The sequence below is a fragment of the Streptococcus infantis genome (assembly GCF_047463315.1).
Taxonomy (GTDB): Bacteria; Bacillota; Bacilli; order Lactobacillales; family Streptococcaceae; genus Streptococcus; species Streptococcus infantis_AB.
This window is the reverse complement of record NZ_JASHEB010000003.1, coordinates 29,032-55,518: the sequence shown is the minus strand read 5'-3', so window position 1 is coordinate 55,518 and position 26,487 is coordinate 29,032. Positions and strand designations below refer to the sequence as shown.

Sequence of the window (26,487 nt, the reverse complement as noted above, 5' to 3'; positions counted from 1 at the left end):
TTCCTGTTGTTTAGATGCCCCCTGCAGGCTCTTTGAAAGAAACTTAGAAAAATCTAAAATGAAATTATTTCAAAATGGGGTAAAAGCAAAATTTCCCTCCCTACTTTCTCAATTATTCCTAATTTTAGTTCCAAAAAGCTTCAATTCATAATCTAATTATAATATGGGTAATGGGTACTATCTTATTACATTCAGATTTTTGTTCTTTTCAAAGCGTTATGAGGACTTGAAACTTCTTTTATGATTTTTAATTAGTAAAATGTTGAACTATAGGGAATATTGTGTCATAATAGGTAATAGATGAATAATTAATAGATTGGAAATAATGCTTTCTTACCTTAACAAGTTGAATTGGTTATACATTTTTTCGTCGCAATTGTGTCTATCTCTCGAGTTTAGCTAGTTTTTATAAGCTCTGGTTTCTAATCAATATAACAAATTTTAGAAGTGCATAAGACAAGATGGTGACATTGCTACAGTCAGTCGCCATGTCTTGCTGGCACAGGCTGTTTGTGCCGTCAGCTATTTACCAGTCAATTTGATCAAAGGGCTTAATTATTATTTTTGAAAGGTCTTTTATGGAAAAAATTCTTTCTTTAGGTCTGACAGGTAAGAAATTACTTGCTCAGGGGTTCTTGTTTGTTCTGCTAGGTCTCATCTTGATGGTCACGGGGACTTGGTTGCCAGTAAAGGTTATTCGACTGGTTCTGTTTTTAGCTTGGATAGCAACGGTCTTAGATTTAGTATTACGTATTTTCAAAAAAAGTCAGTCAACGGACACCTTGGGAGTTGCACTGGTTAAATTGTTAGTGCTGGGATATTTGCTTGGCTCCAATCTTGCGACGGATGTGCCGATTTATATTTTGGCTCTTGTGATTGGAATTTCTCAGATTTTTCATGCTAGTATCAACCTTGTCACCTATGTTCTCTACCGCAAAAACAAAATTCGACCTCGTTTTCGTCTCTTACTAGATGGACTCGTACTAGTTTTTCTTGGTGGGACTAGTCTTTTGTCCTCTACAGGAAATTCTGTCTTTCAACTCTTTGTATTAGGGGCTTATTTTTTCCTTTATGGTGTGTCCAATATCCGTGATGGTTTCTTGTTTGAGGAGGAAATTGGGAAAAACCATCTCAAACGTCGTGTAAGAATGAGCTTACCTATTGTCCTAGCCGCTCTCATCCCTGCAAGTACTTTAGCAAAAATCAACAAATTCATGCAGGAAAATGCTGATGAGAGAGAGGATATCCATCTTGGAATGGTGAAGTCTGGTAAGACAGCGGAGCTTGAAATTTTTGTTCATACAGCTGAGACCTCTCTGTTTTCGGCAATTGGTCATGTGGATATCTGCTATCAAGGCCGTGTTATTTCTTATGGAAACTATGATCCGTCATCTGAGACCTTATTTGGTATGGTTGGAGATGGTGTTTTATATTTTTGCGACCGTGATAAGTACATTGATCTATGTAAACGTGAGAGTCAAAAAACGCTTTTTGGTTACGGAATAGATTTGACACCGGAAATGGAAGAAGCGGTTCAGGAAAAATTAGCTGAATTAAAACAACTAACGATTCCTTGGGAGCCAAGCGCAGATAAAATTAAAACGGAAGATGGTAAGGAAGACTACACCTACGCTTATAAAATCAGACATGAGACGGATGGGGAACTTTATAAATTTATCAAATCTAAGTTTAAATCCTACTTTGTCTTGTCCACAAACTGTGTGCTCTTAGCTGATACCATAGTCGGTCAGGCTGGCACCGATATCCTCTCACCCAAAGGATTTATCGCTCCAGGAACTTACCAAGCCTACCTTAATCGAGAGTTTGAAAAACCAAATAGCATAGTCGTATCTAAACATGTTTATTAAGGAGAATTTATGAACTTAGTAAAAAAATACACCCCGTTAATACTTTTTATAGGGCTGGTTGCTCTTGTAATTCTGAATGCATCGAGCTTTATATCAGGAGCAATCTCTCTCTTTGATGTAATATCAACCTTGATTTATGGTGCTGTTATTGCTTTTGTGCTTAATGTTCCTATGAAAAAAATTGAACAGTACTTAGTTAAATTGAAGGTAAAGGCAGAGTTGCGTCGTCCGATTGCCATGGTACTTGTTTTCCTAGCTCTTATCTTAATCGTGATTGCTCTTTTGGTTTTGGTGCTGCCAACCCTAGCCCAGACTATTAGTCAGCTGGGAACAGTCCTTTCAACAGTCCTTACTCAACTTGGGAAATTGCTAGGCAGCTCGGAATTTGTAACCAAAGACATGTTGTCAACTATCGTATCAGGCATACAGGGACAATCTAGTTCTATTAGCCAAGCTTTGATAGGTTTTTTATCAGGTCTGACTAGTAATATCGGCAATATTTTTTCAAGTTTGATGAATGCCTTTTTGATTATAGTCTTCACCTTTTTATTTTTATCCAGTAAGGAACATTTGGCAGCGATGACGAGTCGACTTCTAAAAGTTTTTCTTTCAGAGAAGGTGGTGATAAAGTTGACTTACATTGGACAAGTAGCACTAGAGACTTATGACCAATTTTTGATGAGTCAGCTGATTGAAGCAGTTATCATAGGAGTTATGATAGCGGTTGGTTACAGCGTGTTTGGGATACCCTATGGAGTAATGACAGGTATCTTTGCAGGAGTGCTATCGTTCATTCCTTATGTAGGGCCTATGATTGCTTGTGTTGTGGGAGCGATTTTTATCTTCACAGTGAGTCCTACTCAAGCCTTACTTTCTCTTCTTCTATATCAAGTTATACAGCTGATTGAAGGAAACCTTATTTATCCTAGAGTTGTAGGTCAGTCTATTGGTTTGCCAGCTATTTTCACGCTTGCGGCTGCTAGTATTGGAGGCAATCTCTTTGGCTTACTTGGGATGATATTCTTTACACCGATATTTGCTGTTATCTATCGATTGGTTAAAGAATTTGTCGTTGCAAAGGAAAATCAGGTAGATTGAGAAAGACTGAATTTAATAAGATATACTAAGAAGAGAGTGAAAGATTCTCTTCTCTTTTATTTTTAAATACTTTGCTACAAAAAGCTATTGGACGTAAAAAAGCCTTGATTTCAAGGCTTTTTCCTGTTGATTTAGATGCCCCTACAAGGGCTCGAACCTGCGCCCCATAGATTAAGAGTCTACTGCTCTACCAACTTAGCTAAAGAGGCAATAGAAAAAGCTGAGAATGTAACTTCCCAGCTATTTTAATATGCCCAAAATGGCAGCTAGATTATTTACGAAAGGCATCAAGGATATAGGTGAAACCAACAATTAAAAATGCAAAGGCAACGACATAAACGACAAAGACACTTGTAGCTACTGGATTGAACAAAATCACTAGACCTAGTAAAAATGCAAGCAACGCTATCCACATGATATGGTTGCCAATAATAGGGAAAATCAATCCCAGACGATTGCCTTTAAAGAAAACTATAATGGCTTCTACAATTAACCAAATCCCTAAAATAATTGGAATGACAACTGGCAGCGTCACAAAGCCATAGGCAACGAGGTAAAGAGCTAAGAGAAGATTAACAATCCCTTGGAAAAGATGAGCTGGTGAGCGAAGCTCTTTTGGTACAGAGAAATAGCCTAAAATAGCTGCTATGGAAGCAACCAGTAAACCAAATGCAATCCACCAGCTGTAAGCAACAAGATTAGCTACTGGGTCTGTAAATAGAAAGAGTGCTAAAAGGACAAAAATAACTCCTGCAAGGAATAGCGATAAACGATTAGAAAATTTCATTTCAATACCCCCTATATAGTATAGTATAGTTTGTTAATAAAACTATTGTAGTTATTTTTATAGAAAATGTCAATAAAATAAATAAACAATTTGGAAGTTTCAGTCTGATTCATGAAAAGAAAATCAGTTTTTATCATTTTGAAAATAAAAAGAGAAGATAAAATTTGTCTTCTCTACATGAAAATATTGTATGGCATCAAAGCAAAAGTAACTGGCTTTACACTATTTGTTAAGATGTAATTTGATTCAAAAAGAAAAGATAGATTTAAAAGTGGGGCAAATCAGTTATAGATAAGCAAAAAAGCCTTGATTTCAAGGCTTTTCCTGTTGATTTAGATGCCCCCTGCATGAATTTGTAAGAACTTTTCATATTGAAAATAAACAAAAATGTTGAAATATAGCTGATTTTAGGGAAATACTTTTAGGTATTTTCAATGTCAGGATTTAAAAATGGGGCAAAAGTGGGGCAAAAACGAATGACTCACATTTGGTTTGAAAATCTATAATACCTAATGATTATGCCATACTAGATATATAGTGTTGTTATAAATAAATGTCAGTGCGAGTTCAAATCGGAGGATAAAATGGAAAAACAAATTAATGAAAAAAAAGCCTTGGAAAACCAAGGCTTTTTTAATGCTATAAACTCATTAAAAGAACCCCCAGTTAGATTTGGAATATTTTTTATTCTGTGTCACATAAAAATAAATAAAATGAATGGCTATAGCTAGAGTAAAAATGGTTGCAATACTCAACACTGTTATAGGATTAGAAGCGAAAAGCAAAGAGAGAATCAAGGCAGCCAGATAGAGTGTCGCTTGAGCACAGTAGTAACTTCTCGGATAGCGAAGATAGTTTTTGTTATAGGGCCCATTTGCTAGGACAGCAGCTTGGAAGAGGCCAATTCCGATATAAAAGAAGCTGATTGCAACGAGAAGATTAGCCTCGGGATTCAGGAGATAACCCATCGAAACTGTCATCAACATAAGCCCGATGAAAATAGGATAGTGACTATAAATTACAAATAATCCCTTTTGACTAGATCCTTCATCAATAGCATGGTCAAATTCGCCAAAATAAAACAAGAACAGGGAAAGCATGATAACGAAATTGAGAACCGAATAAATCGAGAAATTCTCGACTGTAAAGAAGCTAGCTAGCCCAACAACCATCTCTCCAAACGTAATAATCACAAGAAGGGAGACGCGCTCGATTAAATGGGGAAGATTTACCTGGAAATGCTCATCTTTAGTAATCAAGAAAATTGGCACAATAAATGTTAGCAGAATACTAGCAATAAAGATATAGACTCCAACGTAAATAGGAAAAAGAGCTGCCAGATAGACTCCTAAACTTCCTAGACCTGTTAACCATAGAAAACCTTTGATACTTTCCCGATCAGTATTATCGGTTGATTTTCTAAAAAATTCAACCAAATATTGAAAAAATAAGGTAAGGGTCAATGTACCAACAGCCCAACAGGTATAATAGAACCATTGTTGCCAATTGTATCCAATCATATTGGACATAAAGAGCATAAGTCCCATGTTGATAAACATGATTACCATGTTAAATAACGAGTTTGTTCCATAGCGATTGGTATAAATGGTTTGAATCATCCAGGAATTGATGATAACCATGACAGAGATGAAGAAATCAAGTAAAGAATCCCAAGCCACAACACCGCTATGAAGAGGGTGAATTAAAGCAGTTGCTTTTGAAATTGCAAAAACAAACACTAGGTCATAAAATAGTTCTGAAAATTCTACACGTTTATGCTTAATAAGAGTTGTCATCTTAAGTCCTTTCTATTCTAGAAGTACAATTTATTATAACAGAAAATGGTAATGAGAGAAAAGGATATGCTTAAATAACTTCATGTGACGCGAATTGTCAAAATCTTGACTTCTTTTGTCATTTACTTGAAAAAGCAACCCTGACGAGTTGATTAAAATCCTATTAAAAATTAACTTTGTCAGGATCATCCTGAGTTTTGATGCCTTGAATCTTATCCAAGACCGCCATATCTTCCTCTGATAAGTCGAAGCCGAAGATATCCAAGTTAGCTTTTATATTTTTAGGTGTCACAGACTTAGGTAGTGGCAAGAAACCTTTTTGAAGGCTCCAACGCAGAGCAACTTGTGCCACAGATTTACCGTTACGTTCAGCCACTGCTTCAACATCTTCATTTCCAAAAATGCTACCTGTACCTAGTGGACTATAGGCTTCAAGAAGGATATCGCGCTCTTGGCAATAGGCAACTAAGTCTTTTTGGTCACAACCTGGAGCCAAGAGGATTTGATTGACATGTGGCACAATTTCAGCTGTTTCAAGAAGAGCTTCTAGGTGATGTTGCATAAAGTTAGACACACCGATAGCACGCACCTTACCTTCTTTGTAGGCTTCTTCCATTGCCTTCCAAGCGCCTGCATTACCAGACTTCCAAGCATCATTCTCACGAAGCGCCTTTGGATTAGGCCAATGGATAAGCAAAAGATCCAAATAATCCACACCTAATCTTTCGAGAGACTCATCGATAGAAGTCTTAGCCAACTCGTAATCGTGCTTATCATTCCAAAGTTTGGTAGTTAGGAAAATATCCTCACGTGCCACATTACTATCAGCAATCGCCTTACCTACAGAAACCTCGTTACCGTAAATTTGTGCGGTATCAATATGTGTGTAACCCGCCTTAAGTGCGAAGCTAACGCTGTTATAGGCCTCTTCACCTTCAGCAATTTGCCAAGTTCCAAAACCAATTTTAGGAATAGCAACCCCATTTGCAAGTGTATATGTTTCCATGATTTTCACCTCTTCTTTTTTAATAGTACTATGTTAAAAAAGATAAGGCAAAAATGCAAAGATTTGCTACGGCCATTATTATGAATAGTTCCTTACTTCTTTTTCCGATGTTCGTAACAGCTTTTGGAGATATTATTACATGGGAAGAGAATGAATTTGTAAGAACTTTTCATATTGAAAATAAACAAAAATATTGAAATATAGCTGATTTTAGGGAAATACTTTTAGGTATTTTCAATGTAAATATTTCAAAATGGGGCGAAAGTGGGGCAAAAATAACGAATGACTCATAAAGGTTTCCTAATCTCTAACCTTTTCTGACAACAGGTTGCTCAACTTCTAACTGAGAAAGTATCACTAACGGATATTGCCAGAAGACTTCGTATGAACCTCTGTTCCCTTTTATAGTAAATGCCAATACATTCTAATGGGGAATAGTAGCGAGTGAGTATGAAATCCGGCAATAGAAAAAATGCCTAAAAAATACTATAATATTAAGTAACATAGACAAATAAATTAGAATTTAGAGAGGTTTTTCGGCGAATGTTAGGATATGAAAAAAACGAAAAGTTAGAATTTAATTATAAAAAATCTTGCGGTTTGTGGTTAATTGCGGTTGCCGTAGTTATCGCAGTTGCTACCTTAATAGGTGGACAACAAATTATAAATATGCAAGTGTTTACTAGTGGTTATATAGTCTTCTTTTTTACGATTAATATGAATAAAGACTTACTAAAAAAACTATCCACTGGACCATCGACTAAATTTCAAAATAAGGTTTCTCAATACTCAATAATATTTCTGTTTATATTAATGGTTTTTTTAGGCGGTTCATTTTTTGTTACGGAGAATTGGAGATTGATATGGTTGGGGGCATTATTAGTCACAGCATTGCATTTTTTCCCATTATATTTTGTACATGGAAAATCAATGATTTTATTAGGAATTATGTGCACTATTAATATTATCATGGGGTATATTTTTTCTGATGTCCCTTTGGTACTATTTGCCTATATTGATGCAATAATTAAATTTATATTTGGAGTTTATTTGTTATTTTTTTCTAAAGCAACGAAGCAATAAATCCCAATTGTTTGTTGAACTAGCAACTTAATAAGAATAACAGAGGAACAGTAAATCGGAAAAAGGTTTACTGTTTTTCTTTGCTCAAAATACTTAGCTTGTGAAATCATATTTCTCCCTCCTTCTGACATATTTAGTCTAACAAAAAAGCCGTCGGGAAAACGGCTTTCGAAGATAAGATTATACAACAGAAAAGCGAGGTTATCCTCGCTTTTTTATTTAATCCAATAGCTCCTTATTTTCAATTAAGAGTTCTAGTGGAGATTTTTCTCTTGCTACAATAAAACCAGGTTCATATTGGTTATGAAGTGTTCTTTTCTGAGAAGTTGGATCAATATACAACTCATCTCCATCTTCTGTGTATAGTTGGTTGCCTCTTGTTAGGTAAAGTAAATCTTCTAAGTGCTGTCCATTAGTATGTAGGAAATGCTCGATGTATTTGACAGCTTTTAAAATCTCACTTACTTTATCAGAGTATTCATTAGATTCAAGAACACTCTTTTCTAACTCAATCTCTTTACTAGTTCCAAATAGTTGGGTTGGAGTTGCATTAAAATATTCTGCTATCTTATCCAAATTTGCAAAGGTAGGATAGCTTTTTTGTTTTTCGTAATCAGAGATGTCTGGAAAGATTGCTCATAAAAAAATGTGGGGCAAATGATGGGGCAAATCAGTTATAGACAAGCAAAAAAGCCTTATAAATCAAGGCTTTTTCCTGTTGATTTAGATGCCCCCTACAGGGCTCGAACCTGTGACCCATAGATTAAGAGTCTACTGCTCTACCAACTGAGCTAAGGAGGCAAATAAAAAGCTGTATTGGTGCCGAAACTTCACGGTTTGTATTGAACCCGCGCAATTAAGCAGGTGGGCAACTCGCTCTAACTGAAGCTGTTTCCGTGTGAGACGGCCTACATGCTGTTAGAAGACTTTTGTTTCCCTAATAATACAAAAAATAGTCGGTCAACACTTAAATGTGAAGTCGTACACCACAGCGTTTCTATGATTATATGATACCACTTTTTCAAAAAAAATCAAGGGAAAATTAAAAATTTTGAAAAGGATTTCACGAGTTTCGTAATTTATCAATGGTTTCCTTGCGTTGAGCCAGGGCCCGTTCGTATTTTCCACTATCTTCTGGAGAAAAGTAGTGATGGTCACGGATTTTTTCTGGCAAGTACTCTTGCTTGACCCAGTGGCCAGGATAATTATGTGGATAGAGATAATTTTGGGCGTTCCCTAGTTCCTTGCTACCGCTATAGTGACCATCTCGCAGGTGACGTGGGATTGGTAGGTGACCGGATGTTTTAAGGTCAGCTAGGGCCTTATCCATAGCCACATAGGCTGAGTTGGACTTGGGTGAAAGTGCCAGATCAATGACGACATTGGCAATGAGGATGCGGGCTTCGGGGAATCCGATCCTTTGCGCAGCATCTAAGGCAGTTACGGTATGAATCTGGGCTTCAGGATTGGCTAAGCCAATATCTTCATAAGCAATCACAGTCAAACGACGAGCTAGGCTAGGAAGGTCACCAGCCTCTATCAAGCGAGCAGCATAGTGGAGACTAGCGTCCACATCTGAACCGCGAATAGACTTTTGAAGGGCAGAAAGGACATCATAGTGTCCGTCTCCATCCTTGTCCATAGTGATGTAGCTTCTCTGAAGACTATTTTCCATGATATCCAGTGTAATATGGTGGATACCTTTGTCAGTAGCTGGAGTGGAGAGAACTGCCAAGTCCAGCGAGTTAAAGGCAGAACGGAGATCTCCGTTGGTCGATGTTGCTATAAAATCAAGGGCATCCTCATCTAATTCAACAGGGAAATCAAAACCACGTTCAGGATCTGTCAGGGCTATTTGAATGGCCTTTTTGACGTCTTGATTGGATAAGGGTTCTAATTCAAAAATCTGAACACGGCTACGAATGGCTGGAGTGACAGAAAAGAAAGGATTTTCAGTCGTGGCTCCAATCATGATGACCAGTCCACTTTCCAAAAGAGGCAAGAGGAAGTCTTGCTTGGTCTTGTCAAGACGATGAATCTCGTCTAGTAGCAGTACAAGGCCACCTGAGAATTTAGCTTCCTCAGCGATTTCTTGGAGACGTTTTTTACTATCAACAGTGGCATTGAAGGTCCGAAAAGCATACTTAGTCGTTCCAGCGATGGCTGAAGCGATACTGGTTTTTCCGATGCCTGGAGGTCCGTAGAGTATCATAGAGGATAGGCGATTGGCTTCCACCATGCGGCGGATAATCTTGCCTGGTCCAACTAGATGCTCCTGACCGATGACCTGGTCGATGGTTTTGGGGCGCATACGAAGCGCGAGATTGTCTGGCATAGCAGTCCTTTCTAACATGGATTTTCTGATACGAATGTGGTAATATGGTAGTATCTATTTTAGCATATTTCCGAGTATTCGGGGCGATTAAAGAGTCGTATAGAAAGAGGACAAAATGACAACATACGGATTTTTAGATGTTTTACAAGAAGAGTTGGACAAGAACTTTCCTTTTGATTATGAGATTAGCTGGGATAAGCGCAATCATGCGGTTGAAGTGAGTTTTTTGCTAGAGGCACAAAATGCTGCGGGGGTGGAGATGGTAGATGAAGACGGAGAGGTTTCGTCAGATGATATCCTTTTTGAAGAAGCGGTACTTTTTTACAACCCTGCCAAGTCAATAGTTAATGAGGAAGACTATCTGGCAGTCATCCCTTATTTGCCGAAGAAAGGTTTTTCTCGTGAGTTTTTAGCTTATTATGCGCTATTTCTTAAAGATACTGCAGAGGTTGGACTAGATGCCCTCATGGACTTTTTGGAAGACCCAGAAGCAGAAGAATTCGTCATGGAATGGAACCAAGAAGTCTTTGAAGAAGGAAAAGTTGGATTGGAAGAAGGAGAATTTTACCCTTATCCGAGATATTAGGAGTCTAGCATGGAGCTAGAGATTTCTGATTTCACAGGCTGCAAGATTGCCTTACTTTGTGGAGATAGTGTCCTAACTATTCTGCGTGATGACAAGCCCAGCATTCCTTGGCCCAATATGTGGGAGTTGCCAGGTGGAGGTCGTGAAGGGGACGAAACTCCTTTTGAGTGCGTAGCGCGTGAAGTTTTTGAAGAGTTAGGGATTCATCTAACTGAAGATAACCTGCTTGGGAGTAAGGTCTACCCAAGTATGCTTTTTGAGAGGAAGCAGTCGGTCTTTATGGTTAGTCAGTTAAGTCAAGAACAATTTGACAGTATCGTCTTTGGAGATGAAGGCCAGGGCTATAAATTGATGAGCATTGATGAATTTCTTGGCTCAGATAAGGTTGTACCTCAGTTGCAAGAGAGATTAAAAGATTATTTAAAAGTAAGTGATTAGAAAGGACGGTTCGGTTAAATTTCTAAACTGAACCCGCCCTAAACACTGTGCCAAAAAGATAAACTTCTCTTAAACATAAGTGTCTTAAGAGAGTTTCCTATTTTGGCTTTGTGTTTTATGGGCTTGGTATCTTAATTATGGAAACATGGCAAGAGTTAAAAGTAACGGTTAAGCGTGAGGGGGAGGAGCTAGTCTCTAACCTCCTGATTGAGCTAGGCGCCCAAGGGGTTGCAATCGAAGACAGCATGGACTATGTGGGTAATGTGGACCGCTTTGGTGAGATTTTTCCTGAGGTGGAGCAACAGGAAGAAATCGTGGTGACAGCCTACTATCCTGAAACGGTGGATGTGGCAGCGGTTGAAGCGGACTTGCAGGCTCGCTTGGCAGAATTGACAGATTTTATGGATCTGGGAGAGGTCAAGATGGGCACGACTGCCTTGGCTGAGGAAGACTGGGCCGACAACTGGAAGAAATACTATGAACCAGCTCGCATTACCCATGACTTGACCATCGTGCCATCATGGACGGACTATGAAGCGACGGCGGGCGAAAAGATTATCAAGCTAGATCCAGGTATGGCCTTTGGGACAGGTACGCATCCAACCACTAAGATGAGTCTTTTTGCCTTGGAGCAGGTCCTTCGTGGTGGTGAAACGGTGATCGATGTGGGGGCAGGTTCAGGGGTTCTTTCCATTGCTAGCTCTCTACTTGGTGCTAAGGAAATCTTTGCCTATGACCTAGATGATGTAGCAGTTCGGGTCGCTCAGGAAAATATTGAGCTCAATCCTGGCATGGAAAACATCCATGTGGCACCAGGCGATTTGCTTAAAGGCGTGGAGATTGAGGCAGACGTCATCGTGGCCAACATCTTGGCGGATATCCTCATTCATCTGACGGATGATGCTTATCGCTTGGTCAAGGATGAAGGTTACCTCATCATGAGTGGCATTATCAGGGACAAGTGGGACATGGTCCGTGAGTCAGCAGAAGCAGCTGGATTTTTCCTTGAAACTCATATGATTCAAGGAGAATGGAATGCCTGTGTCTTCAAGAAAACCAAGGATATTTCAGGTGTGATTGGAGGCTAGCATGCAGCAGTATTTTGTCAAGGGGAGTGCAATCTCTCCTGTCACTATCGAGGACAAGGAAACCAGCAAGCACATGTTTCAGGTCATGCGTTTGAAAGAAGAGGACCAGGTTACCTTAGTTTTTGATGATGGTATTAAGCGCTTGGCGCGCGTGATAAATGTAGAGGCGCGTCAGTTGGAGCTGATTGAAGAATTGGCTGACAATGTAGAATTGCCAATTCAAGTGACCATCGCATCAGGCTTTCCCAAAGGAGATAAGCTAGAGTTTATCACTCAAAAGGTGACGGAACTGGGTGCTAGCCAGATATGGGCCTTTCCCGCAGACTGGTCAGTCGCCAAGTGGGACGGCAAGAAATTGGGTAAAAAGGTCGAGAAACTAGAAAAAATCGCCCTTGGTGCTGCCGAGCAAAGCAAGCGGAATCTAGTCCCAAGTATTACCCTTTTTGAGAAAAAGGCAGACTTTCTAGCCCAACTGGATCAGTTTGATTCTATTGTGGTGGCTTATGAAGAGTCAGCTAAAGAAGGAGAATCAGCTGCACTTATACAAGCAGTTGCTGAGCTTGAAAAGGGAGCCAAACTGCTCTTTATCTTTGGTCCAGAAGGAGGTCTCTCACCTGCAGAAATTGAATCTTTTGAAGCTAAAGGAGCAGTTCTAGCAGGACTTGGGCCTCGCATCCTACGAGCAGAAACAGCACCGCTTTATGCCTTATCAGCCATCAGTGTTTTGTTAGAATTAGAGAAATAAGAGGAAAAAGATGGAACAAAAACACCGTTCAGAATTTCCTGAAAATGAACTTTGGGACTTAACAGCCCTATATCAAGACCGTGAGGATTTCTTGCGTGCGATAGAGAAGGCGCGTGAAGACATCAATCAATTTAGCCGTGACTACAAGGGCAATCTTCACACTTTTGAGGATTTTGATAAGGCCTTTGCAGAATTGGAGCAAATCTATATCCAGATGAGCCATATTGGTAATTATGCCTTTATGCCTCAGACGACAGATTATAGCAATGAAGATTTTGCCAATATCGCCCAAGCTGGAATGGACTTTGAAACAGATGCCAGCGTAGCCTTGACCTTCTTTGATGATGCCTTGGTGGCAGCAGACGAGGAAGTCTTGGACCATTTGGGTGAATTGCCTCACTTGACTGCAGCCATTCGTCAGGCCAAAATCAAAAAAGCCCACTATCTAGGGGCTGATGTGGAGAAGGCCTTGACTAATCTTGGCGAAGTTTTCTACAGTCCACAGGATATTTACACCAAGATGCGAGCTGGGGATTTCGAAATGGCTGACTTTGAAGCCCATGGAAAAACCTACAAAAACAGCTTTGTGACCTATGAAAATTTCTACCAAAATCACGAGGATGCTGAAGTTCGTGAGAAATCTTTCCGTTCCTTCTCAGATGGACTACGTAAGCACCAAAATACAGCTGCGGCAGCCTATCTTGCTCAGGTAAAGTCTGAGAAATTGTTGGCAGATATGAAAGGTTATGACTCAGTATTCGACTATCTTTTGGCTGAGCAAGAAGTGGACCGTGCCATGTTTGACCGCCAGATTGACCTCATCATGAAGGACTTTGCGCCAGTTGCTCAGAGATACCTCAAGCATGTTGCCAAGGTGAATGGTCTTGAGAAGATGACCTTTGCTGATTGGAAATTGGACTTGGACAATGCTCTCAATCCAGAGGTTAGCATTGATGATGCCTATGATTTAGTTATGAAATCAGTCGCACCTTTGGGTCAAGAATACAGTCAGGAAATCGCTCGCTATCAAGAAGAGCGCTGGGTTGACTTCGCTGCTAATAGTGGCAAGGATTCTGGTGGTTATGCAGCTGATCCATATCGTGTGCATCCATATGTCCTCATGAGCTGGACAGGTCGTTTGAGCGATGTTTATACCTTGATTCATGAAATTGGGCATTCTGGTCAATTTATTTTTTCGGATAATCATCAGAGCTACTTCAATGCCCACATGTCGACCTACTATGTCGAAGCACCGTCAACCTTCAATGAATTGCTGTTAAGTGATTACTTAGAACACCAATCTGATGACCCACGTCAGAAACGCTTTGCCTTAGCTCATCGCTTGACGGACACCTACTTCCATAACTTTATTACCCATCTCTTGGAAGCAGCTTTTCAACGTAAGGTATATACGTTGATTGAAGAAGGTGAGACCTTTGGAGCAAGTAAACTCAACAGCATTATGAAGGAAGTCTTGACGGATTTCTGGGGAGATGCCATTGAGATTGATGATGATGCGGCACTGACTTGGATGCGCCAAGCTCACTACTACATGGGTTTGTATAGTTACACTTACTCTGCCGGTCTTGTAATTTCAACTGCTGGCTATCTCCATCTGAAACAATCAGAAACTGGAGCTGAAGACTGGCTCAATCTCCTCAAGTCAGGAGGTAGCAAGACACCACTTGAGTCAGCTATGATTATCGGAGCAGATATCTCTACAGATAAACCACTCCGTGATACCATCCAGTTCTTGTCAGAAACAGTTGATCAGATTATTGCCTATAGTACCCAGTTGGGGGAGTAAAGGAATAGAAAGGTTGTTTTAGAATAATGCTCTTGGGATTATTAATTGTCATTATATTTGGTTTAGCTGTAGCTATTTTCAAAAATGCAGTTGAAGGTCGTGATGTTAGATTTGAACTTGCTGTAGAGTTGATACTGATAGTTATTTACTTCATTTTAGACCAGTTATCCCAGATTCTATTTCCTTAAGAATTTAGTATAAAGTCATCTGCGGATGATTTTTGATAACTCATAAAAAGAGGTGGGCAGATGTATCAAGAGTTGAAAAGAAAAGCAATAGAAGCAAAACCGAGTTATCGTCAAAAAGAACTCCAGTGGTTGCTTGATCATTTAGGATATCCCTCTCCAGAAATTCGCGATGAATTGGTTTTTACCAGTCTGGCTAGGGGGATTCAAGAAGAATTATTTACAAAGGAGCAATTTCAGTTTATTGCTACTAGGATTACTTCTGATGGTGGCCTAGATAAAGAGATTGATAAGACAGGAGTTTCAACGCTTGAACGTTCTTTTAGGGCACTTATTTATGCCAATCTCTTATCTGCCGATGGCAACCAACACTCTCTTTATTATCAAGTGCTTAAAATTGACATCAGAAATACGATGCTCAACCAAGGTTTGCATTACCTTGAAAAAGAAGAGGATACGACAGGTTTTTCAGGTCAGTATGGTTGGGTACATGCTTTTGCTCATGGGGCTGATCTTTTGACTGAAGTTGTTTGTCATCCAGACTTTCCTAAAAACAGAGTTCATGAAGTATTTGACATACTTGGCCAACTATTTAAAAGAATTACGATTCGGTTTATAGATGATGAGGATTGGCGCTTGGCCAGAGTGCTTTATGAACCTATTTTGCAAGGCAAGGTGGAGCAAGCGACACTGGCTTCTTGGATAAAGTCACTTGATTTCCCGATAGAAGAGAGGGAAGATTTTTATAAATTTTCCAATTTCAGATCTTGTCTCTTAGAAGTCTATGTTCAACTCGACCAGAGAAATAGTTTACAAGATGACTTGAAAAAAGCTATTCAATCTTTTCAATATTAGATATCGATTATTAAATGCGAAAACTTGCACAAAATTTTCAAGCACATTTCTTGAAACCCTTTCCTTCTTCTGATAGACTAATACATAGTTTGAAAAAAGGAGACTTATCATGAAAAAATTTGTTGCTGAATTAATCGGTACTTTTATGCTTGTGTTCATCGGAACAGGAGCTGTTGTTTTTGGAAATGGTGTTGAAGGACTTGGACACCTTGGGATTGCTCTTGCCTTTGGTTTGGCAATCGTAGTCGCAGCCTTCTCAATTGGAACTGTTTCAGGTGCTCACTTGAACCCAGCTGTTTCTATCGCTATGTTTGTAAACAAACGTTTGTCATCTTCAGAGCTTGTAAACTACATTCTTGGTCAAGTAGTTGGTGCTTTCCTTGCATCTGGAGCTGTATTCTTCCTCTTGGCAAATTCAGGTATGTCAACTGCAAGTCTTGGTGAAAATGCCTTGGCAAATGGTGTAACTGTCTTTGGTGGTTTCTTGTTTGAAACAATTGCAACTTTCTTGTTTGTTTTGGTAATCATGACTGTAACATCAGCAAGCAAAGGTAATGGTGCTATTGCTGGTTTGGTGATTGGTTTGTCATTGACTGCTTTGATTCTTGTTGGATTGAATATTACTGGCCTTTCAGTAAACCCAGCTCGTAGCTTGGCCCCTGCTGTATTGGTGGGTGGCGCAGCTCTTCAACAAGTTTGGATTTTCATCCTTGCACCAATCGTTGGTGGAGTTCTTGCAGCTCTTGTTGCTAAAAACTTCCTTGGAACTGAAGAATAATTGAAACGCAAAAAGCCTACTCTTCACATTGGAGAGTAGTTTTTTTGTATATTAAAATCCCCCACGATAAGAGGTGAGGGATTTTATAATTAACTCAATTCAGCAACGATTGCTTTGATTTGTTCTGCAGTGTGAACACCAGCAACTTGTTTGACGACTTGTCCATCTTTCTTGAAAAGAAGAGTAGGGATAGACATGATTCCAAATGCACGAGCTGTGTTTGGATTTTCGTCAACGTCCATTTTAACGATTTTCAAAACATCTTCTGAAAGTTCTTCAGACAATTTGTCCAAAATTGGACCTTGCATACGACATGGACCACACCAAGTTGCCCAGAAGTCTACCAAGACCAATCCGTCTTTAGTTTCTTGTTCAAATGTTGCATCTGTAATTGCTTTTGCCATAGTATTTCTCCTTTTTAGTTATATTGGCTTAAATCTTGTTTCATGAGATAGAAGAAAACATCCCCATAAGTCCCATGGTAGTCCAGAACATGACCATTGTAGGTTAGTTTTTGGACAGGGTAATAGTCGGCGACACCAATCAGGCAGGCATGTTGAGAACGTTCAAATTCTTCGTATGAATCGAAGGTCATGGTTCTCTCTTGCTTGCTGGCGTCTAAATAAGTGATTTCAATCATAGGATTCTCCTTTGCTAAATCATGTCTTCATTTTACTCCTCAGAAAAAGGAATGTCAAGAAAATTGATTGCGCACGCAAGTTTTTTTGAAAAATTTAGAACAACCAGTCTGCTTTTGTAGCTAGGCTTTCTTCGACTGCTTTTTGTAGATAAGCAAGAGTCGTCTGGCCCTCACTAGTGAGGCAGATAAAACTAGCTCGCTTGTCCTGGTCACAACATCTCCGACTAAGTAAAGCACAGTTTTTGGCTTCTAGGCGTGCCACCATCCGTGATACAGCACTAGGGCTCAGATGAAGTTTATCTGGCAAGTCAATCTGTCTCAAAGATTTTTCTTGAGCCTGATTTAAAAAGTGCAAGAGATAGAATTCTTTGAGCGTAAGACTCTGTTCACTCTGCTCAGCGATCGTTTGCTCTAAAATAGCTTCTAGCTCTACTTGTCGGCGGTTGAAGTCGAACCATTTTTCCAAGTAAGTCATGTTAATCTCCTTTCCTCTATAATAGATGTAAATGGATTTTTGCATCTAAGATGCTTGCGCACGCAATTAGTATACAACTTTTTAGATGAGATAGCAAGAAGGATGTTTCTTGTGTATTTCCTTGAAATTTTCTGAAAAAGTAGTAAACTGGTATGCAGAAAGTCTATTTGTGGAGTAAACGATGAAGTTATATGTTCAGTTAATGATTCTCTTTGTCATTTCACTGATTGGTGAGGGAATATCTAGCTTTTTCCATTTGCCTATCCCTGGAAGCATTATTGGTTTGATTATTTTATTTTTAGCCTTGCAGTTCAAGTGGTTGCGGGTACGTCATGTCAACATGGTTGGGAATTTTCTCCTGGCTAATATGACTATTCTATTTTTGCCTCCTGCAGTTGGGATTATGGAGAAATTTGATGTGATTGCTCCCTATTTATTGCCCATTGTCTTGATTGTCTTTTTTGCAGCAGTTATCAATATTATCTTGATTGCGTTGGTCGTTCAGTTTATCAAAAAGCGTTATGAAGGTGATTACGAAGAAAGAGGTGCTAAATGAGCGAATTTGTATCCAATCCACTTTTTGGGATAGCCTTGTCTATCCTGGCCTATCTCGGGGGCATGATTATCTTTAGACGATATCCTCATCCTCTGACGACTCCCTTGCTGCTAGCGACTTTATTTATCATAGCATTTCTGAAATTGACGGGTATTTCCTATGTTGACTATTATCAAGGTGGGGTTTATCTGAATAACTTGATTGTACCTTCGACAGTAGCACTTGGGATTCCTCTCTATAAAAGTTTTCACCTCATGAAGCACCATGTTAGAAGTATTCTGCTAGGTAGTCTTTTAGCAGTCATCGTAAATACCACTTTTACAGCACTAGTCGCCAAATTTTTCGGCATGGATTTCTTCTTGGCGATTTCGCTTTTTCCTAAGTCAGTAACGACTGCGATGGCAGTTGGGATTACGGATAAACTTCAAGGGATCACAACAATCACCTTGGTAGTGGTCGTAGCAACTGGCATTCTGACTAGCGTTATTGGACCAACACTTTTGAAATGGCTAAAAATAGACGACCCAGTAGCTGTTGGACTGGCCCTGGGAGGAACAGGTCATGCGGTTGGAACTGGGACAGCCTTCCGTTACGGATCAGTCGCTGGTGCCATGGCTGGTTTGGCAATCGGTGTCACAGGTCTGCTGTATGTCTTTATCAGTCCCATCGTAGCTGGTTTAATATTGAGTTAAAGGTCAAGTATTTCTTGGCCTTTTATCTGTTTAATTAAGAATAAAACACCCCCAGCAAATTTTTTTGCTAGGGGGTTATTGATTATTGAAGGTTAACTTTATTCTTTAAGATATAGTAGGTGCCGAGATAGAAGCCGACGCTAAGGATTAAGTCCTTGAAAATTTCAAAGGATAATACCCAATTGTAGTCGAAATCGATGCGAAGATTTAGGGTGATAAAACCAAGGACTATTTGGATAGCGATGTAGGCGACAACCGCAAGAGCTGTACGGTATTCATTAAAGAGTTGACTGATAGAGATAGAAAAGTAGATACAAAGGATACTTGCAAGAGTGTTAACGATATAGGAAATCAAGGCTAACCAGAAATCATCTTGATAATTTTTGAGAATAAAATCGGCAACGTTGGATATTAAGACGTCTGGTTGAATCATGGACATGATGATGTAAAGACTAAAAAGGAAAACCACTGTACTTGCCAAAGACCAAACAAAGGCTCCAAGAAGTTTAGCGGAGAGGATCTGGTGTTCAGATACTGGCAGGGTGAGAGTTAAATAGCCACGACGATCGTAAACGCTTCCCTTAAATCGTTGAATAATCAAAATCAAGGTTGAGATACTCAAAGTAATAACCAGACCCCCAAAAACCAGAGATAGAAATACTAACATGACAACACCCTTGTCTTGATAATAGGTACTAGTGAGGGTGCTGCCCTGAATTCCTATGATGACAGATAGGGATAGTACAGCAGCATAGAGGGCTAAAAACCATTTGTTGACATTTTTAAATTCATAACGAACTAAATTCCAAAACATAAGAATCTCCTTTAACTAGGCTTTGAATTCGTGACGGAAGAGCTGGTCGATAGACTCTCCTGATTCGTAGCGAATATCATCCACATTTCCTTGACGGACAACTTTTCCATCCTTGAGGAAGACAATCTCATCCAAGATTGGTTCGATGTCTGAAATCAAGTGAGTTGAAATCAAGACAGTCGAAGTTGGAGAGTAGTTGTTGATGATGGTGTTCAAGATGTAGTCACGAGCTGCAGGATCGACACCACCGATTGGTTCGTCAAGGACGTATAGACGAGCATCACGACTCATGACAAGGATTAACTGAACCTTTTCTTTGTTCCCTTTTGAGAGTTTCTTGAAACGGCTATTCTCGTCGATGCCAAGGTCACGAAGAAGACCTTGAGCACGCTCCAGATTGAAATCTTTATAGAAGGTCTTGAAAAAGGTAAGAGCTTCTTTGACCTTCATCTGTTCGTTGAGATAGGTCGTATCAGGTAGATAAGAAACGATAGCCTTAGTTGCTGGGCTTGGTTCCATATCGTTGATAAGAATACGCCCACCATCAGGTTGTAACAAGCCGTTGATTAGTTTAATCAGGGTTGTTTTTCCAGAACCGTTTGGGCCAAGGAGACCCACAATCTTTCCTGCTGGAATTTCAAGGGAAACATTTTGAAGAGCAGGGCTTGCTCCATAGAATTTTGAAACATTTTCAAACGTTAACAAGGTCATAGTCTAAACTCCTTCAATATAATCTCTCAAAACAGTTGGTAGTTCTTCTTTTTCATAGCCAAATTCTACCATGCCTGTTACAAATTGCTGCAGCTGTTCTTCTGATAGTTGCTTCCGAGATTGGAGGATTAAGTCCAAGTCCTCGGTGACAAAACGCCCTGCAGTCCGCTTGGTGTAAACGAAGCCTTCTCTTTCTAAGTCTGATAGGGCGCGTTGGATGGTATTAGGATTGACGCCAGCCTCGCTAGCCAGTTCTCTGACAGTTGGCAGTTGTTGGTTGGGTTCTAGTTTATGGGAAACGATTTGCAGTTTGATCTTATCCATTATCTGCAAATAAATGGGTTTGTTGTTATCAAATGTCCAGGACATCACGGTCTCCTTTCTACAATTTCTTTTTGTGTCACTTAAATAATACAACTAAACAAAAAACTTGTCAAGCCAAAAGGAGAATTATTTTGGGAATTGCTTAAAAAAATGGTATAATGAAAAGAAAACGACAAGGAGGGGAAGGCATGCGTTGTCCAAAATGTGGCGCTACAAAATCAAGTGTTATCGATAGCCGTCAGGCTGAAGAAGGAAATACTATCAGAAGAAGACGTGAGTGCGAAGAATGCCAACATCGTTTTACGACCTATGAACGTGTAGAAGAAAGAACGCTAGTTGTGGTCAAAAAGGATGGCACACGGGAGCAGTTCTCAAGAGATAAAATCTTTAATGGGATTATTCGTTCAGCTCAAAAACGTCCGGTGTCTAGTGATGAGATTGGCATGGTGGTCAATCGTATCGAACAAAAACTCCTCAGTCGCAATGATAATGAAATTCAGAGCGAAGATATTGGTTCGCTCGTCATGGAAGAGTTAGCTGAACTCGACGAAATCACATACGTTCGTTTTGCTAGTGTCTATCGTAGCTTTAAGGACGTGAGTGAGCTCGAAAATCTTCTCAAACAAATTACGCAATCTTCAAAGAAGAAAAAGGAAAAATAAATGAAGCCTAATGATCGTTTTTCTTTTCTAAAGAATAATCGGGTGTCGCAAGATCCCACAACTTTGGTGCAGTGCTACCTCCCGATTATCGGTCAGGATGCGCTGAGTCTTTACCTTTATACCTTAGCTTTTTGGGATGATGGACAAAAAGAACACCTTTTTGCAGCTATTCTCAATCATCTCAATTTTGGGATGGACAGGCTTTTAAAGGCTTTTAAAATCTTATCAGCCTTCAATTTGGTTACCCTCTATCAAAAGGGTGACGGCTATGAACTTGCTATTCATCCAACGCTTTCTAGCTCAGATTTCTTGCATCATACGGTTTATCGTACCTTATTGGAGAAAAAAATCGGTGAGCCAGCAGTTTCTGATTTTCGCCAAGAGTCTGCAGGTGGAGAGCCTTTGACCGTTTCTTTGAGTCAGGCCTTTCCAGAGATAGAAGACATGGCTAGTCATGATGAGACACCAGTAAAAGCTGATTTTAAAAATGATTTTGATTTGGAGCATTTTCGTCAACTTATGGCGAGAGACAATCTTCGTTTCCAAGATGAACAGTCAGATGTCTTAGAGCTATTTAAAATCTCTGACGAGAAAAAATGGACTTGGTTTGAGACCTATCAATTGGCTAAGGCGACAGCTGTTTCACAAGTTATTTCTGTCAAGCGTATGCGTGAAAAATTAGCACAAGAGTCTGTCTCTTCGGACTTTAGTCCCCAAGAAGCGACCATTATCCGAGAAGCTAAAAGTAAGACTGCCCTGCAATTTTTAGCGGGTATCAAACAAACCTTAAATGCTGGAATTATCCAAGCCGAACGCGATTTATTAAAGCAGATGGCAGATTTAGGCTTGCTTGATGAAGTTATCAATGTCGTTATCCTCTTGACCTTCAACAAGGTTGATTCTGCCAACCTCAATGAAAAATATGCCATGAAAGTGGCCAACGATTACTCTTATAACAAGATCAGAACTGCTGAAGAAGCTGTACTTCGAATCAGAGAGAAGAATCAAAAGGGGCAAGAACAAAAATCAGCGAAAAAAAGTCAAGCAAAAACTAATGTTCCTAAATGGAGTAATCCAGAATATAAAAATGAAACCAGCGAAGAAACTCGCTTGGAGTTAGAACGCAAGAAAAAAGAAATGTTAGATCGATTAGGAAAAGGAGGAGACTAGATGGAAAGTGTAGGAGATGTGCTTAAAGGTCATCCCAGCCGTTTTCAATACCAGGACCTGGTCCAGCAGATTGTAAAAGATCCTGATGTTGCGGTTTTTATCCAGAAGGAATCTCTCAGTCAAGAGGAATTGAATCGTAGTATCTCTAAGTTTAACCAATACATCACCGAGCGAGATAAGTTTCTTCGCGGAGATACTGACTATATCGCGCGTGGCTATAAGCCCATTCTAGTTATGAATCATGGTTACGCAGATGTATCCTATGAGGAAACTCCGGAACTGATTGCGGCTGAGAAGGAAGCGGCTATCAAGAACCGTCTCAGACTGATTAATCTTCCAGCTAGTCTTAAAAAAGCTAGTTTGGCTCAAGTTGATTTGGATGATTTGGGACGTTTGCCAGTTTTTGAAAAGCTCTTTACCTTTGTTGAGCAATATCCAGAAGTCCGTAAAGGTCTCTATCTCTATGGCGACTTTGGAGTTGGGAAGAGCTTTATAGTAGCTGCCCTAGCCCATGATTTATCAGAAAAACGTGGTGTTTCATCAACCCTTCTTCACTATCCTAGCTTTGTCATTGATGTCAAAAATGCTATCGGTGATGGGAATGTTAAGAATTTGGTAGATGAAATCAAGCAAGCTGAAGTCTTGATTTTGGATGATATTGGCGCCGAGCAATCAACGCCTTGGGTTCGTGATGAAGTCTTGCAAGTCATTCTCCAATATCGTATGCAGGAAGATTTGCCAACCTTCTTTACCTCAAATTTCAATTTTGAAGATTTGGAAAAACATTTTGCTAAAGGTAAGAACGGAAACGATGAAACATGGGAAGCTAGACGCGTTATGGAGCGTATCCGTTATCTTGCAGAAGAAACACGACTTGAAGGAGAAAACCGCCGATGAGTGAAACAATCACCTTAATGAAATCTCATACTTCGGTTCGCAGATTTAAAGAAGAAGCGATTCCTCAAGAAGATTTAAATACCATTTTGTCTGCAGGACAAATGGCTTCTTCTTGGAAAAATTTCCAATCTTATTCTGTGATTGTAGTCAGAAGTCAAGAAAAGAAAGATGCTCTTTTTGAGCTGGTTCCTCAGGAAGCGATTCGTCAGTCTGCTGCCTTCCTTCTCTTTGTAGGAGATTTAAACCGTGCAGAAAAAGGAGCTCGTCTCCATACGGATACTTTCCGACCTCAAGGAGTGGAAGGTCTCCTGATTACTTCTGTGGACGCAGCCTTGGCTGGGCAGAACACCTTGCTTGCAGCAGAAAGCCTGGGCTATGGTGGAGTAATCATCGGTTTGGTGCGTTACAAATCTGTTGAATTGGCAGAATTGTTCAACCTTCCTGACTATACCTACCCAGTTTTTGGGATTGCACTCGGTGTGCCAAACCAAAATCATGATGTAAAACCAAGATTGCCACTCGAAAATGTTGTTTTTGAGGAAGAATACCAAGAACAAACAGCTGAGGCTATTGAAGCCTATGATCGTGTGCAGACTGAATATGCAGGAGCTCGTGCGACTACTACTTGGAGTCAACGTCTTGCAGAGCAATTCGGTCAGCCTGAACCAAGCTCAACTAGAGAAAATCTTGAACAAAAGAACTTATTGTAGAAAGTGAGAAAACATGGCCTTACCAACTGTTGCCATCGTAGGACGTCCCAATGTTGGGAAATCAACCCTGTTTAACCGTATTGCAGGGGAACGCATCTCAATCGTAGAAGATGTCGAAGGAGTAACACGAGACCGTATCTATGCTACTGGTGAGTGGCTCAACCGTTCTTTTAGTATGATTGATACTGGAGGGATTGACGATGTTGATGCTCCATTTATGGAACAAATCAAGCATCAGGCAGAGATTGCCATGGAAGAGGCAGACGTCATCGTCTTTGTCGTTTCTGGAAAAGAAGGAATCACAGATGCAGACGAATACGTAGCTCGTAAACTCTATAAGACACATAAACCTGTTATCCTCGCAGTCAACAAGGTTGACAATCCAGAGATGCGAAATGATATCTATGATTTTTATGCACTAGGCTTGGGTGAGCCACTGCCAATTTCATCTGTGCATGGGATTGGTACAGGGGATGTATTGGACGCTATCGTCGAAAATCTCCCACACGAAGTCGAAGATGAAAATCCAGATGTCATTAAATTCAGCTTGATTGGTCGCCCAAATGTCGGAAAATCTAGCTTGATCAATGCCATTTTGGGAGAAGATCGCGTGATTGCCAGTCCTGTAGCTGGTACCACTCGTGACGCCATTGACACTCATTTTACAGATGCAGATGGCCAAGAATTTATCATGATTGATACGGCTGGTATGCGTAAGTCTGGTAAAGTTTATGAAAATACTGAGAAATACTCAGTTATGCGTGCTATGCGTGCTATTGACCGTTCGGATGTGGTCCTGATGGTCCTCAATGCAGAAGAAGGCATCCGTGAGTATGACAAGCGTATCGCAGGTTTTGCCCACGAAGCTGGTAAAGGGATGATTATCGTGGTCAATAAGTGGGATACCCTTGAAAAAGATAATCACACCATGAAAAACTGGGAAGAGGATATCCGTGAGCAGTTCCAATACTTGCCTTACGCACCGATTATCTTTGTGTCAGCTCTTACCAAGCAACGTCTTCACAAATTACCTGAAATGATCAAACAAATCAGCGAGAGTCAAAATACTCGTATCCCATCAGCTGTCTTGAATGATGTGATTATGGATGCTATTGCCATCAATCCAACACCGACAGACAAAGGGAAACGCCTTAAGATTTTTTATGCGACTCAAGTGGCAACCAAACCACCAACCTTTGTTATCTTTGTAAACGAAGAAGAATTAATGCACTTCTCATACTTACGTTTCTTGGAAAATCAAATCCGCAAGGCCTTCGTCTTTGAGGGAACACCGATTCATCTGATTGCAAGAAAGCGAAAGTAAAATGATAAAAAGAAGAAGGTTTTCAGACCTTCTTTTTTGTAAATGACACCGAGAACTTAGAGCTGAATTTGTCATCAAATTAACATGTTTTCCTGGTCCTTGTCATGGTTTTGTAATGAAAAGGGACTTTCTTTGTAAAAGTCAAAATGCTATAATTCTCTAAACAATTTTCCTTGCATAAGGAGGTTATTATGAAAAAAGATAGATTGTTAAAGAATCGTTTCGTGGTGCATCTACTTGGATTGCTGATGGCATTTTTTTTCCTATCAGGATTCACTGCACCTGAAAAACCAGACTATGGTATTTATGATCCAAATCATTATTTGACAGAGGAAGTAGTTACTCAAATTCGTGATTTGAATGAAGCCAATAGTCAAAAGGCAGAAAAGCTTCAAATAGGTGTCTATATCGTAGATAGTCTGGAAGGAGAAAGCATTGAAACGGTGGCTAATGAAACTGCCAGGGCTTGGAAGATAGGCTATTCAGGAGATAATTTTGGAAGTCTCATTGTAGTAGCTGTCCAAGACCGTAAATCAAGAATTGAAACCAGTAATAACACCGCCATTAGAATAACGGACTATCAAACCAAGCAGATCTTGGCAGCCAGCCGTACAGATTTTAAAACCGGTGACTATAGTAAAGGAATTCTAGCGATTGCCAAAGGCTTGGACAATCAGTTTTATAGAGGAACCGGAACCTTCTCGTCTGATGAAGACTCCGCTGATATCAAACGTTATTCCGAAAGTATCAGTGGGAAAAAATCTAATCGAGATAGAACTAGTTCATCAAACCGCCGTCAAAAAAATGACCCCATAAAAGATTTCTTTATGTTCCTGACGGTAATATATTTCGTTGGAGTCATTATTGCCATTATCAGAGGTAGAGGTGGCGGAGGGAGAGACTCCTCTGACGGCGGCTGGTGGTTTAGTGACTCATCCGATTCGGGTTCATCTTGGTCTGACTCAGGCTCAGATTCTTCTAGTAGCTGGGACGGTGGTGGCTTTGATGGTGGTGGTTCATCTGATGATTGGTAATGTTCGTATGTAATTTAAAGAAA

At 39.9% G+C, this 26,487-nt stretch carries 29 protein-coding genes and 1 tRNA gene; 18 read left to right on the top strand and 12 right to left on the bottom strand.

Translation table 11 applies throughout. The annotated features are described in order from the left end of the window. Positions 1–578: 578 nt before the first annotated feature. Both QM857_RS03890 and QM857_RS03885 read left to right on the top strand, forming a co-directional pair. On the top strand, positions 579–1,868 hold the full coding sequence (locus tag QM857_RS03890) for a DUF308 domain-containing protein (protein WP_414275121.1): 1,290 nt from the start codon (positions 579–581) through the stop codon (positions 1,866–1,868). Positions 1,869–1,877: 9 nt separating this feature from the next. Beyond that, entirely contained in the window at positions 1,878–2,966 is a 1,089-nt protein-coding gene (locus QM857_RS03885; RefSeq protein WP_414275120.1) for an AI-2E family transporter, read from the top strand. Positions 2,967–3,237: 271 nt separating this feature from the next. Here the strand turns inward: QM857_RS03885 and QM857_RS03880 are convergent, their stop codons facing one another. The 3 genes from QM857_RS03880 to QM857_RS03870 form a co-directional block, all read right to left on the bottom strand. Further along, positions 3,238–3,753: a DUF308 domain-containing protein gene (locus QM857_RS03880; protein WP_049509307.1), complete on the bottom strand. Its 516-nt coding sequence runs from the start codon at positions 3,751–3,753 to the stop codon at positions 3,238–3,240. 650 nt (positions 3,754–4,403) lie between these two features. After that, positions 4,404–5,549 carry a low temperature requirement protein A gene (locus QM857_RS03875; protein ID WP_000209242.1) on the bottom strand — a complete coding sequence of 382 codons (1,146 nt, stop codon included), beginning with the start codon at positions 5,547–5,549 and terminating at the stop codon, positions 4,404–4,406. A gap of 163 nt (positions 5,550–5,712) precedes the next feature. Next, positions 5,713–6,555 carry an aldo/keto reductase gene (locus QM857_RS03870; RefSeq protein ID WP_414275119.1) on the bottom strand — a complete coding sequence of 281 codons (843 nt, stop codon included), beginning with the start codon at positions 6,553–6,555 and terminating at the stop codon, positions 5,713–5,715. A 543-nt stretch (positions 6,556–7,098) separates the two neighbouring features. Here QM857_RS03870 and QM857_RS03865 point away from each other — a divergent pair. Beyond that, entirely contained in the window at positions 7,099–7,638 is a 540-nt protein-coding gene (locus QM857_RS03865; protein ID WP_414275118.1) for a DUF6609 family protein, read from the top strand. A 219-nt stretch (positions 7,639–7,857) separates the two neighbouring features. Here the strand turns inward: QM857_RS03865 and QM857_RS03860 are convergent, their stop codons facing one another. From QM857_RS03860 to QM857_RS03850, 3 genes are all read right to left on the bottom strand, one after another. After that, positions 7,858–8,271, bottom strand: a complete 414-nt coding sequence (locus QM857_RS03860) for a helix-turn-helix domain-containing protein (protein WP_414275277.1) — start codon at positions 8,269–8,271, stop codon at positions 7,858–7,860. A gap of 95 nt (positions 8,272–8,366) precedes the next feature. Further along, positions 8,367–8,439, bottom strand: a tRNA-Lys gene (locus QM857_RS03855). 262 nt (positions 8,440–8,701) lie between these two features. Further along, complete coding sequence (locus tag QM857_RS03850; RefSeq protein ID WP_414264331.1) at positions 8,702–9,973, bottom strand: replication-associated recombination protein A; 1,272 nt, start codon at positions 9,971–9,973, stop codon at positions 8,702–8,704. Between the two features lie 115 nt (positions 9,974–10,088). On the opposite strand from QM857_RS03850, the gene QM857_RS03845 reads away from it, so the two are divergent. From QM857_RS03845 to QM857_RS03815, 7 genes are all read left to right on the top strand, one after another. Further along, complete coding sequence (locus tag QM857_RS03845) at positions 10,089–10,559, top strand: DUF3013 family protein (protein WP_006150882.1); 471 nt, start codon at positions 10,089–10,091, stop codon at positions 10,557–10,559. 9 nt (positions 10,560–10,568) lie between these two features. Then, positions 10,569–10,997 carry an NUDIX hydrolase gene (locus QM857_RS03840; protein ID WP_004250760.1) on the top strand — a complete coding sequence of 143 codons (429 nt, stop codon included), beginning with the start codon at positions 10,569–10,571 and terminating at the stop codon, positions 10,995–10,997. 137 nt (positions 10,998–11,134) lie between these two features. Next, on the top strand, positions 11,135–12,085 hold the full coding sequence (prmA, locus tag QM857_RS03835) for a 50S ribosomal protein L11 methyltransferase (protein WP_006150835.1): 951 nt from the start codon (positions 11,135–11,137) through the stop codon (positions 12,083–12,085). A gap of 1 nt (position 12,086) precedes the next feature. Beyond that, on the top strand, positions 12,087–12,830 hold the full coding sequence (locus QM857_RS03830; RefSeq protein ID WP_414275117.1) for a 16S rRNA (uracil(1498)-N(3))-methyltransferase: 744 nt from the start codon (positions 12,087–12,089) through the stop codon (positions 12,828–12,830). Positions 12,831–12,840: 10 nt separating this feature from the next. Beyond that, the gene (gene pepF, locus QM857_RS03825) at positions 12,841–14,637 is read left to right on the top strand and encodes an oligoendopeptidase F (protein WP_414275116.1); all 1,797 of its coding nucleotides are present in this window, start codon (positions 12,841–12,843) and stop codon (positions 14,635–14,637) included. A 248-nt stretch (positions 14,638–14,885) separates the two neighbouring features. Further along, complete coding sequence (locus QM857_RS03820; protein ID WP_414275115.1) at positions 14,886–15,677, top strand: DUF2785 domain-containing protein; 792 nt, start codon at positions 14,886–14,888, stop codon at positions 15,675–15,677. A 109-nt stretch (positions 15,678–15,786) separates the two neighbouring features. Then, the gene (locus QM857_RS03815) at positions 15,787–16,455 is read left to right on the top strand and encodes an MIP/aquaporin family protein (protein ID WP_006150854.1); all 669 of its coding nucleotides are present in this window, start codon (positions 15,787–15,789) and stop codon (positions 16,453–16,455) included. 89 nt (positions 16,456–16,544) lie between these two features. Here QM857_RS03815 and trxA read toward each other — a convergent pair whose 3' ends face one another. The 3 genes from trxA to QM857_RS03800 form a co-directional block, all read right to left on the bottom strand. Then, positions 16,545–16,859 carry a thioredoxin gene (gene trxA / locus QM857_RS03810; protein ID WP_001029581.1) on the bottom strand — a complete coding sequence of 105 codons (315 nt, stop codon included), beginning with the start codon at positions 16,857–16,859 and terminating at the stop codon, positions 16,545–16,547. Positions 16,860–16,873: 14 nt separating this feature from the next. Further along, on the bottom strand, positions 16,874–17,095 hold the full coding sequence (locus tag QM857_RS03805; protein ID WP_223333888.1) for a DUF4649 family protein: 222 nt from the start codon (positions 17,093–17,095) through the stop codon (positions 16,874–16,876). A 94-nt stretch (positions 17,096–17,189) separates the two neighbouring features. Further along, positions 17,190–17,570, bottom strand: coding sequence for a MarR family winged helix-turn-helix transcriptional regulator (locus tag QM857_RS03800; protein ID WP_414275114.1), 381 nt, complete (start codon positions 17,568–17,570; stop codon positions 17,190–17,192). A 181-nt stretch (positions 17,571–17,751) separates the two neighbouring features. Between QM857_RS03800 and QM857_RS03795 the strand changes: the two genes are divergently transcribed. Both QM857_RS03795 and QM857_RS03790 read left to right on the top strand, forming a co-directional pair. Further along, entirely contained in the window at positions 17,752–18,126 is a 375-nt protein-coding gene (locus tag QM857_RS03795) for a CidA/LrgA family protein (protein WP_004250774.1), read from the top strand. After that, the gene (locus QM857_RS03790) at positions 18,123–18,818 is read left to right on the top strand and encodes an LrgB family protein (RefSeq protein ID WP_414275113.1); all 696 of its coding nucleotides are present in this window, start codon (positions 18,123–18,125) and stop codon (positions 18,816–18,818) included. Before QM857_RS03795 ends, QM857_RS03790 begins: the two co-directional genes overlap by 4 nt. 82 nt (positions 18,819–18,900) lie before the next feature. Here QM857_RS03790 and QM857_RS03785 read toward each other — a convergent pair whose 3' ends face one another. The 3 genes from QM857_RS03785 to QM857_RS03775 are packed head-to-tail and all read right to left on the bottom strand — an operon-like array spanning position 18,901 to position 20,712. After that, positions 18,901–19,632: a hypothetical protein gene (locus QM857_RS03785; protein WP_414275112.1), complete on the bottom strand. Its 732-nt coding sequence runs from the start codon at positions 19,630–19,632 to the stop codon at positions 18,901–18,903. Between the two features lie 15 nt (positions 19,633–19,647). Continuing rightward, positions 19,648–20,343, bottom strand: a complete 696-nt coding sequence (locus tag QM857_RS03780) for an ABC transporter ATP-binding protein (protein WP_263394366.1) — start codon at positions 20,341–20,343, stop codon at positions 19,648–19,650. 3 nt (positions 20,344–20,346) lie between these two features. After that, complete coding sequence (locus tag QM857_RS03775; protein WP_006149409.1) at positions 20,347–20,712, bottom strand: GntR family transcriptional regulator; 366 nt, start codon at positions 20,710–20,712, stop codon at positions 20,347–20,349. Positions 20,713–20,855: 143 nt separating this feature from the next. Between QM857_RS03775 and nrdR the strand changes: the two genes are divergently transcribed. The 6 genes from nrdR (at position 20,856) to QM857_RS03745 (ending at position 26,464) form a co-directional block, all read left to right on the top strand. Further along, complete coding sequence (gene nrdR / locus QM857_RS03770; protein ID WP_004250782.1) at positions 20,856–21,329, top strand: transcriptional regulator NrdR; 474 nt, start codon at positions 20,856–20,858, stop codon at positions 21,327–21,329. After that, positions 21,330–22,499 (top strand): DnaD domain protein, encoded by a 1,170-nt coding sequence (locus tag QM857_RS03765; protein WP_263394367.1) that lies wholly within the window; start codon positions 21,330–21,332, stop codon positions 22,497–22,499. Then, positions 22,500–23,396 (top strand): primosomal protein DnaI, encoded by an 897-nt coding sequence (gene dnaI, locus QM857_RS03760; RefSeq protein WP_414275111.1) that lies wholly within the window; start codon positions 22,500–22,502, stop codon positions 23,394–23,396. It abuts the gene before it with no gap. After that, positions 23,393–24,106, top strand: a complete 714-nt coding sequence (locus tag QM857_RS03755) for an NADPH-dependent oxidoreductase (RefSeq protein WP_414275110.1) — start codon at positions 23,393–23,395, stop codon at positions 24,104–24,106. Before dnaI ends, QM857_RS03755 begins: the two co-directional genes overlap by 4 nt. Positions 24,107–24,119: 13 nt before the next feature. After that, on the top strand, positions 24,120–25,430 hold the full coding sequence (gene der, locus QM857_RS03750; protein WP_414275109.1) for a ribosome biogenesis GTPase Der: 1,311 nt from the start codon (positions 24,120–24,122) through the stop codon (positions 25,428–25,430). Between the two features lie 191 nt (positions 25,431–25,621). After that, positions 25,622–26,464, top strand: coding sequence for a TPM domain-containing protein (locus tag QM857_RS03745; protein ID WP_414275108.1), 843 nt, complete (start codon positions 25,622–25,624; stop codon positions 26,462–26,464). Positions 26,465–26,487 lie beyond the last annotated feature (23 nt).

What these genes read in the sequence shown, in the direction of transcription:
- dnaI (WP_414275111.1), top strand. Translation starts at nt 22,500, where the DNA reads ATGGAAAGTGTAGGAGATGTGCTTAAAGGTCATCCCAGCCGTTTTCAA.
- QM857_RS03830 (WP_414275117.1), top strand. Translation starts at nt 12,087, where the DNA reads ATGCAGCAGTATTTTGTCAAGGGGAGTGCAATCTCTCCTGTCACTATC.
- QM857_RS03800 (WP_414275114.1), bottom strand. Translation starts at nt 17,570, where the DNA reads ATGACTTACTTGGAAAAATGGTTCGACTTCAACCGCCGACAAGTAGAG.
- QM857_RS03805 (WP_223333888.1), bottom strand. Translation starts at nt 17,095, where the DNA reads ATGATTGAAATCACTTATTTAGACGCCAGCAAGCAAGAGAGAACCATG.
- QM857_RS03815 (WP_006150854.1), top strand. Translation starts at nt 15,787, where the DNA reads ATGAAAAAATTTGTTGCTGAATTAATCGGTACTTTTATGCTTGTGTTC.
- QM857_RS03840 (WP_004250760.1), top strand. Translation starts at nt 10,569, where the DNA reads ATGGAGCTAGAGATTTCTGATTTCACAGGCTGCAAGATTGCCTTACTT.
- QM857_RS03795 (WP_004250774.1), top strand. Translation starts at nt 17,752, where the DNA reads ATGAAGTTATATGTTCAGTTAATGATTCTCTTTGTCATTTCACTGATT.
- QM857_RS03790 (WP_414275113.1), top strand. Translation starts at nt 18,123, where the DNA reads ATGAGCGAATTTGTATCCAATCCACTTTTTGGGATAGCCTTGTCTATC.
- QM857_RS03755 (WP_414275110.1), top strand. Translation starts at nt 23,393, where the DNA reads ATGAGTGAAACAATCACCTTAATGAAATCTCATACTTCGGTTCGCAGA.
- der (WP_414275109.1), top strand. Translation starts at nt 24,120, where the DNA reads ATGGCCTTACCAACTGTTGCCATCGTAGGACGTCCCAATGTTGGGAAA.
- QM857_RS03885 (WP_414275120.1), top strand. Translation starts at nt 1,878, where the DNA reads ATGAACTTAGTAAAAAAATACACCCCGTTAATACTTTTTATAGGGCTG.
- QM857_RS03765 (WP_263394367.1), top strand. Translation starts at nt 21,330, where the DNA reads ATGAAGCCTAATGATCGTTTTTCTTTTCTAAAGAATAATCGGGTGTCG.
- QM857_RS03865 (WP_414275118.1), top strand. Translation starts at nt 7,099, where the DNA reads ATGTTAGGATATGAAAAAAACGAAAAGTTAGAATTTAATTATAAAAAA.
- QM857_RS03845 (WP_006150882.1), top strand. Translation starts at nt 10,089, where the DNA reads ATGACAACATACGGATTTTTAGATGTTTTACAAGAAGAGTTGGACAAG.
- QM857_RS03890 (WP_414275121.1), top strand. Translation starts at nt 579, where the DNA reads ATGGAAAAAATTCTTTCTTTAGGTCTGACAGGTAAGAAATTACTTGCT.
- QM857_RS03780 (WP_263394366.1), bottom strand. Translation starts at nt 20,343, where the DNA reads ATGACCTTGTTAACGTTTGAAAATGTTTCAAAATTCTATGGAGCAAGC.
- QM857_RS03820 (WP_414275115.1), top strand. Translation starts at nt 14,886, where the DNA reads ATGTATCAAGAGTTGAAAAGAAAAGCAATAGAAGCAAAACCGAGTTAT.
- trxA (WP_001029581.1), bottom strand. Translation starts at nt 16,859, where the DNA reads ATGGCAAAAGCAATTACAGATGCAACATTTGAACAAGAAACTAAAGAC.
- QM857_RS03880 (WP_049509307.1), bottom strand. Translation starts at nt 3,753, where the DNA reads ATGAAATTTTCTAATCGTTTATCGCTATTCCTTGCAGGAGTTATTTTT.
- pepF (WP_414275116.1), top strand. Translation starts at nt 12,841, where the DNA reads ATGGAACAAAAACACCGTTCAGAATTTCCTGAAAATGAACTTTGGGAC.
- QM857_RS03745 (WP_414275108.1), top strand. Translation starts at nt 25,622, where the DNA reads ATGAAAAAAGATAGATTGTTAAAGAATCGTTTCGTGGTGCATCTACTT.
- QM857_RS03775 (WP_006149409.1), bottom strand. Translation starts at nt 20,712, where the DNA reads ATGTCCTGGACATTTGATAACAACAAACCCATTTATTTGCAGATAATG.
- QM857_RS03875 (WP_000209242.1), bottom strand. Translation starts at nt 5,549, where the DNA reads ATGACAACTCTTATTAAGCATAAACGTGTAGAATTTTCAGAACTATTT.
- QM857_RS03870 (WP_414275119.1), bottom strand. Translation starts at nt 6,555, where the DNA reads ATGGAAACATATACACTTGCAAATGGGGTTGCTATTCCTAAAATTGGT.
- QM857_RS03850 (WP_414264331.1), bottom strand. Translation starts at nt 9,973, where the DNA reads ATGCCAGACAATCTCGCGCTTCGTATGCGCCCCAAAACCATCGACCAG.
- nrdR (WP_004250782.1), top strand. Translation starts at nt 20,856, where the DNA reads ATGCGTTGTCCAAAATGTGGCGCTACAAAATCAAGTGTTATCGATAGC.
- prmA (WP_006150835.1), top strand. Translation starts at nt 11,135, where the DNA reads ATGGAAACATGGCAAGAGTTAAAAGTAACGGTTAAGCGTGAGGGGGAG.
- QM857_RS03785 (WP_414275112.1), bottom strand. Translation starts at nt 19,632, where the DNA reads ATGTTTTGGAATTTAGTTCGTTATGAATTTAAAAATGTCAACAAATGG.